7 protein-coding genes are annotated in these 10,066 nt (G+C 64.3%); 5 read left to right on the top strand and 2 right to left on the bottom strand.

The features are described 5' to 3' along the window. The coding region (locus tag VNH11_14555) for a TIGR03032 family protein (GenBank protein ID HVA47587.1) at positions 1-579 on the top strand (579 nt) is incomplete at its 5' end. Positions 580-593: 14 nt separating this feature from the next. Here VNH11_14555 and VNH11_14550 read toward each other — a convergent pair. Further along, positions 594-1,187 carry an isoprenylcysteine carboxylmethyltransferase family protein gene (locus VNH11_14550; GenBank protein ID HVA47586.1) on the bottom strand — a complete coding sequence of 198 codons (594 nt, stop codon included), beginning with the start codon at positions 1,185-1,187 and terminating at the stop codon, positions 594-596. An 81-nt stretch (positions 1,188-1,268) separates the two neighbouring features. Between VNH11_14550 and VNH11_14545 the strand changes: the two genes are divergently transcribed. Both VNH11_14545 and VNH11_14540 read left to right on the top strand, forming a co-directional pair. Then, entirely contained in the window at positions 1,269-1,826 is a 558-nt protein-coding gene (locus VNH11_14545) for an ECF-type sigma factor (GenBank protein ID HVA47585.1), read from the top strand. A 103-nt stretch (positions 1,827-1,929) separates the two neighbouring features. Continuing rightward, complete coding sequence (locus VNH11_14540) at positions 1,930-4,974, top strand: protein kinase (GenBank protein HVA47584.1); 3,045 nt, start codon at positions 1,930-1,932, stop codon at positions 4,972-4,974. 307 nt (positions 4,975-5,281) lie between these two features. Here the strand turns inward: VNH11_14540 and VNH11_14535 are convergent, their stop codons facing one another. Beyond that, a complete protein-coding gene (locus tag VNH11_14535; protein ID HVA47583.1) occupies positions 5,282-5,551 on the bottom strand; it encodes an AbrB/MazE/SpoVT family DNA-binding domain-containing protein in 270 nt (89 codons plus the stop codon). Positions 5,552-5,802: 251 nt separating this feature from the next. On the opposite strand from VNH11_14535, the gene VNH11_14530 reads away from it, so the two are divergent. Together VNH11_14530 and VNH11_14525 are read left to right on the top strand one after the other, a co-directional pair. Beyond that, entirely contained in the window at positions 5,803-8,025 is a 2,223-nt protein-coding gene (locus VNH11_14530) for an aryl-sulfate sulfotransferase (GenBank protein ID HVA47582.1), read from the top strand. A gap of 484 nt (positions 8,026-8,509) precedes the next feature. Further along, a partial coding sequence (locus VNH11_14525) for a VCBS repeat-containing protein (GenBank protein HVA47581.1) occupies positions 8,510-10,066 on the top strand: 1,557 nt, incomplete at its 3' end.

Genomic DNA, 10,066 nt, shown 5'->3' with positions numbered 1-10,066 from the left:
CTGGCCGCCGAAGACCGCTGCCACCTCAACGGCGTTGTCATGGAGAATGACCGGCCGCGATACGTCACCGCTCTGGGCGAAACCGACACCCAGGGCGGCTGGCGGCCGGACAAGGCCAAGGGCGGCTGCCTCATCGACGTGCCGAGCGGTGAGATCGTTACTCGCGGCCTCTCGATGCCGCATTCGCCACGCTTGCATGACGGCCGGCTCTGGGTGTTGGAATCGGGCACCGGCCGCCTGCTGCTGGTCGATGCCGTCACCGGTTTACGAGAGACAGTCGCCGAGGTGCCCGGCTTTGGCCGCGGACTGGCCTTCGCCGGGCAATATGCCTTCATCGGGCTGTCGAAGATCCGGGAGACCTCCACCTTCGGCGGCTTGCCGATCGCAGAGCGATTGAGTGAGTTGAAGTGCGGTGTGGCGGTGGTTGACTTGCAACGCGGCGAAATTGCCGCCATGCTGGACTTTCAGACGGCGGTCGAGGAGATTTTCGACGTGCAGCTTTTGCCCGGCCTGCGCTTTCCCGAAGTCATCGGTTTCCAGAAGGAAGCCGTCCACCACACGTTCGTCGTGCCAGGCTAGACCAGCGATCAGTCTCACCGCAGCCGCGGCACAAAGCGACCAGTCCGTGCCTGATAAGCCAGGTACTCGTCGCCAAACCGCTCAGCGAGCTTTCGCTCTTCGATCGACACGCGGACCGCCAACAGCACAAACACCGCGGTCCCCACTACTGCCATGAACGAGTTGGCGGCAAGCAGGGACGACGCAACCACAAGCCAAAGCGTCGCGACGTAAAACGGATGCCGCACCCAGCGATATGGCCCGGTTGTAACCAGCGTGTGGTTGCGCCGGGTTACGACCGTATCCGTGAGATTCGTGCCCAGGGCATTCAAGGTCCAATAAAGCAGGCCGATGGCAAGCGCCGCGATCGCCGTGCCCGACCAGCGAACAGAGTGCGGTAGGGGCAGCGCCGCCCATTCGACCAGATCGGGGTTGGCCAGGTAGGCCAACGCCGTCGCAAACAGCGCCAGGCCGCTCAAACGAATCGCGAAGCAAAGAAGGCGGCCCTCGTCTCGTCGTGAAATTCTTTCGCCTGATTTCGCCGCCTGCCAGCGGTGGTAACCTGTCACTGCCACGGTGAGTGCAAACACGACGGCCAGGGCGATACGGAACGACAATTCGCCAATCATCAAGTTGATTATGCCGATTGCCGCGATTCGCTGCGACTGCCTTTTGCTCCTCGGCCTCCGGTCGGGTATGTTCAAGTGGGAATGAGCGACGTTACTCGCATTTTATCAGCCATCGAGCAAGGCGACCCGCACGCCGCGGAGCAGCTCTTGCCGCTGGTCTACGATGAGTTGCGAAGGCTGGCGGCGCAGAAGCTTGGGCAGGAAAAGCCGGGGCAAACCTTGCAGGCCACGGCCCTGGTCCACGAGGCGTATCTGCGGTTGGTCGACGTGAAGCAGGCCCAAGACTGGAACAGCCGCGGGCACTTTTTTGCCGCGGCGGCCGAGGCCATGCGGCGCATCTTGGTGGATCGGGCCCGTCGCAAGCGGAGCCGTAAGCGTGGCGGCGGCCGGGACCGCGTGCCGCTCGACGAGGCCAACCTTGCCGCCGCTCAGGATGCCGAAGAGGTGCTGGCCGTCGACGAGGCCCTGGCCGGCCTGGCGGCGGCCGACGCCCAGGCGGCCGAGCTCGTCAAACTCCGATACTTCGCCGGTTTGTCGATTCCCGAGGCCGCGGAGGCCCTCGACATCTCACCGCGCTCGGCCGACCGCCTCTGGGCCTACGCGCGTGCCTGGCTGCGGCGGGCCATCGAAGGGGAGTAACCGCGCCGAAAAACCAAAACTTTTTTTGGCGCGATGTTGGAGTGAATCGCGCTTATCTAGGAGAGGACGGCGCCGGTGGGCGCCGCCATGAGGTTTTGTAGCCATGACTGAACGTTCCGTCTTCCTTGCCGCCCTGGACATCTCCGATGCCTCGGACCGATTGGCCTATCTGGAGCAGGCCTGCGCGGCCGAGCCGGGCCTGCGCCCGCAGGTCGAACAGCTCCTGAAGGCCCACCAGGAGGCCGACGGCTTCATGAATCGTCCAGCACCCGACCTGGTGGCCACCCTCGATCGGCCCATTGCCGAGCGGCCGGGCACGGTGATCGGGCCATACAAGCTGCTGGAGCAAATCGGCGAAGGGGGTTTTGGCGTGGTGTTCATGGCCGAGCAACAGCAGCCGGTACGACGCAAGGTGGCGCTCAAGGTGCTCAAGCCGGGCATGGACACGCGGCAGGTCGTGGCGCGCTTCGAGGCCGAGCGGCAGGCCCTGGCCCTGATGGACCACCCCAATATTGCCCACGTTTTCGACGGCGGCACCGTAGGTCAGGCTTTCCAGCCTGACAGCGACCCGGCTCGTCAGGCCGGACAGCCTGAACTACTCGGTCAGGCTGGAAAGCCTGACCTACATTGCGGCCGGCCTTACTTCGTCATGGAGCTGGTCCGCGGCGTGCCCATCACCGAATTCTGCGACGAGAGCTGTCTCGGCATCCGTCAGCGGCTGGAGCTGTTCATCGATGTCTGCCAGGCGGTGCAGCACGCGCATCAGAAGGGAGTGATCCACCGCGACATCAAGCCCACCAACGTGATGGTCACGCTGCACGACGGCCAGCCGGTAGTCAAAGTCATCGACTTCGGCATCGCCAAGGCGATGGGCCAGCAACTCACCGAGAAGACGCTGTTCACCAATTTTGCTCAGATGATCGGCACGCCGTTGTACATGTCGCCCGAGCAGGCGGAATTGAGCGGGCTCGACATGGACACGCGCAGCGATATCTATTCGTTGGGCGTGCTGTTGTACGAGCTGCTGACGGGCACGACGCCGTTTGAGAACGAGCGGCTGAGCCAAGTCGGCTACGACGAGATGCGACGCATCATCCGCGAAGAAGAGCCGCCCAAGCCGAGCGCGCGCATCAGCACGGTCGGGCAAGCAGCCAGCACCGCATCTCAAAGACGTCAAGCCGACCCGCGCAAGCTCAGCCGACTGTTCCGCGGGGAGCTCGACTGGATTGTGATGAAGGCACTGGAAAAGGACCGCAACCGGCGGTACGCGACGGCCATGGCCTTCGCCGCCGACGTCGAGCGGTATCTGAACGACGAACCTGTGGCGGCCTGCCCCCCGTCGAAGTGGTATCGAGTCCGCAAGTTGGTGCGGCGAAACCGGGGGACGTTCGCGATGACCGCGGTTCTGGTGGTGGTCGCCCTCTTGGCGGTGGCCAATCTGGCTGTGAGCAATGCGATGATCCGCCGGGAGCAAAAACGGACCGAGCTGGAGAAGGACCGTGTCAAAAGCGCACAAGAGCTGGCCGAGCAGCGGGCCGAGCAGATCCGCGACGAGCTGGAACGGCTCAAGACCGCCAACGCGTTGTTGGACCGGAGCCGGGCCTACGTGATCGCATCGCGCTGGGACGACGCGCATGCCTCGCTCACCAAAGCCGTTGAGCTACGCCCGGATCATGCGTCGGCGTGGGCCGAGCTCGCGGATCTGCACACTCGTCTGGGTCTGTGGGACCTGGCCGCGACCGATTTTGCCCACGAGCTGGAGCTGCGCGAGCCGGATCTCCCCCTGCGCTGGTACCTGCTCGCGCTGTTGCACCTGCACACGGGCGACGTGCGGGGCTACCACGACGTGGGCCGACGGATGCGCGCGCACTTCCGCGGAACGTCGAACATGGAATACCTGATTGGGCTGGTCCGCGCCAGCGTCTTGAGCCCGGATGTCGATGTCGATCGGGAGCAATGTGTCGAATTGGGCGGGCATGCGGTGGCCGGCCATGCCCAGCCGCACTGGGGGAGCCTGTACGTGTTGGGGTTGGCGCTTTACCGGGCCGGGCAACATGACGAAGCCGTGCGCCGGCTGGAGACATCGCTCAGGGCCGATGACATGCCGTGGAGCTCGCGTGGACTCAGCTATTTCCCCCTGGCCATGGCCTACCATCGGCTAGGGCAGGTGGCCCAGGCCCGTGCGGCCCTCGGCGCGGGGAACCGCGTGCTCGATCACTGGACCGAGGAAATGTACCAGAGGTCGGCGGACGACGAGCGATGGGTCAATCACCTTGGGGCGACCGCTTATTGGCCCATTGCCTGGTGGGACTGGTTGGAGGGCCGCCTTTTCTGCCACGAGGCCAAGCTGCTGATCGACGGGGCCCCGCCGCCGGACGACCCGCGCAGGCACGTGCTCCGGGCGCGGGCCTTGGCCGGATTGCGCCGGCACCGCGAGGCGGAGGCCGAATATGCCCTGGCCCTCGAGCGGCTGCCGCGCGATCGGCAAATTGCATTGGAAGACCATCGCAACCGGGGCTACGGCTGCATTGAGCCCGGCCAGTGGAAGCAAGCCGCCGGCGAATTCGACCGGGCCATTGAGCTGGAACCGAACGACGCGTTGCTTCGGCAGCTTGCCGCCGTCACCCATTTGCGCGCGGGCGAAGTGGACGCCTTCCGGAAAACCTGCGCCGCCATGATCGAGCGCTTCGAGAATACGCAAGACATAGCCGTTGCCTGCTGCGTGCTGCGGGCCTGCGTGCTGCGGCCAGACGCGCTGGCCGACATGGGGCGGCTTGTGTCCTTAGTCCGCCTTGCCACGCCATCGGAAGGACTCGGTCCCGCGGAGGCGAGCGCAGGACTGTACCGCGCGGGCCAGTACGCCGAGGCGGTCGGCCGTTTTGAGGCGGCAGAGCGGGTTTATCGGCTTCGGCCCTGGGCTTCGTATTTTCTGGCCATGGCCCGCCATCGCTTGGGACGTGTAGCCGAGGCTCGGCAAGCCTTCGACGAGGCCGCCCGCTGGACCGACGAGGCTGATCGAGAGAAATCGGATGATCTCACCGCGACGCGACCGAGTTGGGGTGCTTGGTATGAGCCGCTGGAGTGCAAGCTGTTGCTGGAGGAGGCAAAGCAGCTCTTAGAAACGCCGGTTACGGAAACAGGATCCTGAATCCCTCCTGGGTGAAATGATGATCGTTGCTCAAAACATCGGAAATCGCGAGCGGCAGCAGCGCGGCCGCGTAGTCCCGGCGCGCCGGGATGGGTGCGAACCCACGGTTTGGGGTCGCGCAATAAGAAAAAGCCGCGTAGCGGCGACGGAGCGCTCGGCGTTCATCTCCGCCGCCGCTACGCGGCTCACCCGGACGGAATGGCACGCTGTCCGTGGGTTGGCACCCACGGCTAAACTCCGCCGTCCCTCCGGGACTAAGACTGCGCCAGTAGAACGTGTCGGCGAAAACGCTCGGCACCATCGCCGATCACTCCGGGCGCTTCGGCGTGCCGTAGAGATAGTGGTCGTGCTGCGCGGCCAGATCATTAGGCAGAGAATCCAAAGCTCCTGGCGGCAGCGCCGCGGCGCGCCCCACGAAGCGCTCTGCCAGAGATGGTCGGATCGCTTCGACAACGATCCGCCCAGCTTCAACCTCGGCGACGAGATCGGCTCCCGGGGCAAGCCGGGCGGCCCGACACAATTCGGCCGGAAGCGTTACCGCGCCGCTGGAATCGGCTTTGATTGGTTCGGACATCATAAACAATATATCCCCCGGAGCGTGCAACTGAAATAGAACAGGTGGTGGGCCGGCGCGAGCCAAGACTCGCTTGTCCCACCCTACAATCCAAAATCGCAAATCCAAAATCCAAAATTGAAAGACGGCCGGTGGGGTCCTTACGGCCAAGCAAGCTCCCCACCGGCCCGGCACCCAAGCGGCGCACGGTCTGCGCGCCCTTCAGGTCGCCGTCGTCATTATAGAGCAGACCACCATCGCACAGGAGACTTTCCATGTGGTTCCGCTCAAGATTTGACTCTTCGACGTCGCGCTCCAAGCGCGCTTACTCCCGCCGGAACAAACGCGGCGCTCGCCGATCGCGCACGGGCGGGATGCCATTGCAGCTTGAACGGCTGGAAGACCGCTGTCTACTCAGCGGCGATGGCGTCTCCCTTACGCCCAGCGGGGCGTCCCCCCAGTTGGTCGGCGAATCCATCACGTGGACTGCGGCAACGGCCGACCTCGGGGCAGCTCCAGTCTACCAATTCCGCGTCGGTCCCGAACACGGTCCCTTGCACGTGGTGCGCGACTTCAGTCTCTCCAACAGCTTCACCTGGACCCCGATGGAGGAGGGAAGCTACGACATCGAGGTCATCGCCAAGCAAGGATTCAGTGCGACCGGCACGGAATCGGCCGATGTCCTGGACGTCGTGAACTCGCGCGTGACCGGCGCCGAGGCGGTCATCACGCCGACGTCGAACCCGCTCGTGGCCCTGTATAGCGTCCCGCCTACCCAGCCCGGCCCTGGCCCGCACGGCACCGTCCATGTGGAGTTCGCCGTGGCGGGCAACAGCCCATCGTGGCAGAACACTAACGATCTACCTAGCCTGCCAGGCCGAAGCACCAATTTTCTGGTGGCCGGCATGCTGCCCGACACCACCTACGAAATGCGCGACGTCTTCAGTGACGGCGCCGCCTCCTCGCCTCTGCTCTTCACGACGGGGGCCATCCCGTCGACTGTGAAGCTGCCCTCCATCACCGTGCCGCAGCCGCCCGGCCCCGGCAGCGACCTCGATCAAGGCCTGGTCTTCCAGCAGCTCGCCAGGTCCGCTCAGGGCTTGCCTCAACCCTATGTCACCGACCTTTCGGGCAACGTGGTGTGGTACTACGATCCCTCCCAAGCGGGCTTTAAGGGAGGCATCCCCGCGATGAGCGCCGACTTGCTGCCTGGAGGTACCGTGCTGGTCACCGGCGCCGATAGCCGCGCGCCATTCCCGTATTCGCAGGACATCCTGCGCGAAATCGACCTCGCCGGCGATCCCGTGCGCGAGACGAACCTCGACGCGGTCAACGCCCAGCTCACGGCGATGGGGTACAACAACATCGATGGCTTCACCCACGACGCCACGCGTTTGCCCAACGGGCAGACCGCCGTGATCGGTCTGACGGAGCGTACGGTCAACATCAACGGCACCCCGACCAACTACGTCGGCGCCGACATCATCGTGCTCGACCGAAACTTCCAGGTGGCGTGGGTCTGGGATTCCTTCGACCACCTGGACGTCAACCGCGGGCCCGTCCTGGGCGAGACTGTGAAGCCGGGCGTCGTCGACCCCGACGCCGCCGTCCCCAACCTACCGGCGGTCGATTGGCTGCACGCGAACTCCGTCGACTGGTCGCCCGCGGACGGAAACCTCACTCTCTCCATCAAAAACCAGGATTGGGTGATTAAGATCGACTACCGCGACGGTGAGGGGGACGGCCACGTCATCTGGCGGCTGGGTCAAGGCGGCGATTTCACCGTCAACTCCACTGACCCGAACCCGTGGTTCTCCGGGCAGCACGATGCCCACTATATCGACGACGACACGCTGATCGTTTTCGACGACGGCGACACGCGCCGGGCCAGCGATCCGACGGCGGACAGCCGCGGCCAGGTGTGGAAGATCGACCAGCGGACCATGACAGCGACCCTGGTGGTCAACGCCGACATGGGTAACTACTCGGACGCCCTCGGCTCGGCCCAGCGGCTTTCGAACGGGGACTATTCCTTCGACTCGGGGAGGCAGGGCGTGGCGCCCCACCAGATCGGCCAATCCATCGAAGTGCGGCCGGACGGCAGCAAGGCCTACGTCCTGCAGGTCAACGCGCCGCTGTTTCGCGCGTTCCGCATCCAGTCGCTGTACGAGGGGGTGAGCGATCAGCTCGCGGGCGAGAGTGAGGCCACTGGCGGGGCTGGTGTAGATGAAAGCAGCGGCGGCCTACGAGGCGGCGAGGATGGCGGCGCTGACAACGACGCCACCTCAAGCCTCGAACTGATCGCCACCGACATCGTCTTCAACCAGGCCATCGGCGGCGCCGCGGGCAGCGGCGGCAGTGCCGGACAAGGCGTGGGAGGCGGTCTCTACGTCGCGCCCGGCGGTGTCGCCACGGCTGACGACCGGACGGTCATCTTTCGCAACTACGCCACTACGAGCGACGACGACGTGTTCGGGGTGCTTGGCGCGTGTGTCTAGAGACGGAGAGGAGGCGGAGGAAGGACGCAGAGACGAAGGAAAGAACTGAAGGCGAGACGTAGACCCCATCCGCCTTGTGCGGATCGGTGAATAAGATGGTGAGCTAGATGCGTTCGCGAAATCAGGAAAAAGGCCCCATCCAGCTCGCCTGGATGGTAAATAAGATTCGCGTCCGCTATGCGCCAAAAATCTGCTTCACCATCCAGGCAAGCTGGATGGGGTCGAAGGGAAGCGGGCGCAGCAGCGTTTAGCCCGCCATCTGCTTCACCATCGAGACAAGCTCGATGGGGTCGACGCAATCGAAAATCCAAAATCGAAAACCCGAAATCCAAAATTGCACAGGAGACCTTCCATGTGGTTCCGCTCGCTAATTGACTCAGCGAATTTTACCTCTACGGGCGCATCGCGTCGCTCGAAAAAGCGCCGGCCGCCACGGCGACGTCCGGCGGCGCGGCTGCAGCTTGAAGCGTTGGAGGACCGCTGCTTGCTCACCTTCCTGGCGCCGGTCGATTATGCCACCGCAGGTTATCCCGCCGGAGGGCCTTTTAGCGCGGTCGCGGCCGGCGACTTCGCGAACAACGGAATTCGCGACCTGGCGGTCGCCGGCTATAGCTCGGTCAGCGTGCTGCTGGGCAATGGTGATGGCACCTTTCAGCAGGCGCACACCTATGACACCGGCGGCATCAACACCGCGTCGGTGGCCGTCGGCGACCTCACCGGTGACGGCAAACTCGATATCGTCACTGCCAACGACGGTTATGGTTACGATGGTGGGTATCATTATTTTCCTGCGGTTCCCGGCTCGGTCAGCGTGCTGATGGGCAACGGCGACGGGACCTTCCAAGCACCTCTCAACATCACGTTGCCGGGTGTTGGATCGCCGGTTTCGGTCGCGCTGGGCGATATGAACCACGATGGCCGGCTCGATGCCGTTGTCACCGTGGCGACGAGTTCGGGCTACGACTACGTCGATGTCTTGTTGGGTCACGGGGATGGCACCTTCTCAATCGGTTCTACGACGCAGCTCGGCTTTTACGGCGCACAGTCCGTCGAGCTCGGCGATTTCAGCGGCGACGGCAACCTCGATGTCGCCACCGTGGATCCGGGTGCAAACGACGTGGCCGTGTTGAAGGGCAACAGCGACGGCACGCTTGCCGCGCCGACCTACTTTGCGACCGGGGCCGCTCCGCAATCACTGGCCGTGGGCGACGTCAACGGAGACGGCAAGCTCGACCTGGTCACCGCCAACTATAACTATGGCAATCTGTCTGGCAACGGTGGCAGCGTGTCGGTGCTGTTGGGCAATGGCGACGGCAGCTTTCAGCCGCCCGACAACATTGCCTTGCCGCCGTGGACGCCTCCCGGATACAGCGGCGTCAATCCCCTGCCTCTCGCTCAATCTCCGAGAGCCGTCGTCATGGGAGACCTGAATGGAGACGGCAAGATGGACCTGGCGGTGACCGCGACGTCGTCTTACTCGCGATACATCGGGTCAGGTTACTACGGCATCAAGAATTATGCGTTCATCACCAAGAGCACTGTCAATGTGCTTTTGGGCAATGGCGACGGTAATTTCACGGAGGCCCAGATTGTTCCCCTCGATACCGTCAATAGCCCTGCTTCCATCGTAGCGGGCAACTTCAACGGTGACAACTTTCCCGATCTGGCGGTGGAGGATTCCAACAGCGGCAGCGTCTCGGTGCTGATGAACGCGGCCGACTGGTCGCCGCCCACGCCCCCGCCGAGCGGCTTCTCCGTCAGCGGATTTCCCTCGTCGATCACAGCGGGGGTGCCCGGCAATTTCACGGTCACGGCCTTGAATGCCGACGGCACGGTCGACACCGCGTATACCGGCACGGTCAGTTTCACCAGCAGCGACGGCCAGGCCGCCCTGCCGGGCGTTTACCAGTTCACCAGCGGCGATGCGGGAGTACACACCTTCAGCGCCACGCTGAAGACCGCCGGCACGCAGTCGATCACCGCCTCGTATGGCACGGCCACCGGCAGCGAGACGCAGATCTCGGTCACCCCGGCGGGGGCC

Source organism: Pirellulales bacterium, from assembly GCA_035533075.1.
Classification (GTDB): Bacteria; Planctomycetota; Planctomycetia; order Pirellulales; family JAICIG01; genus DASSFG01.
This window is presented reverse-complemented; position numbering and strand designations above follow the sequence as displayed.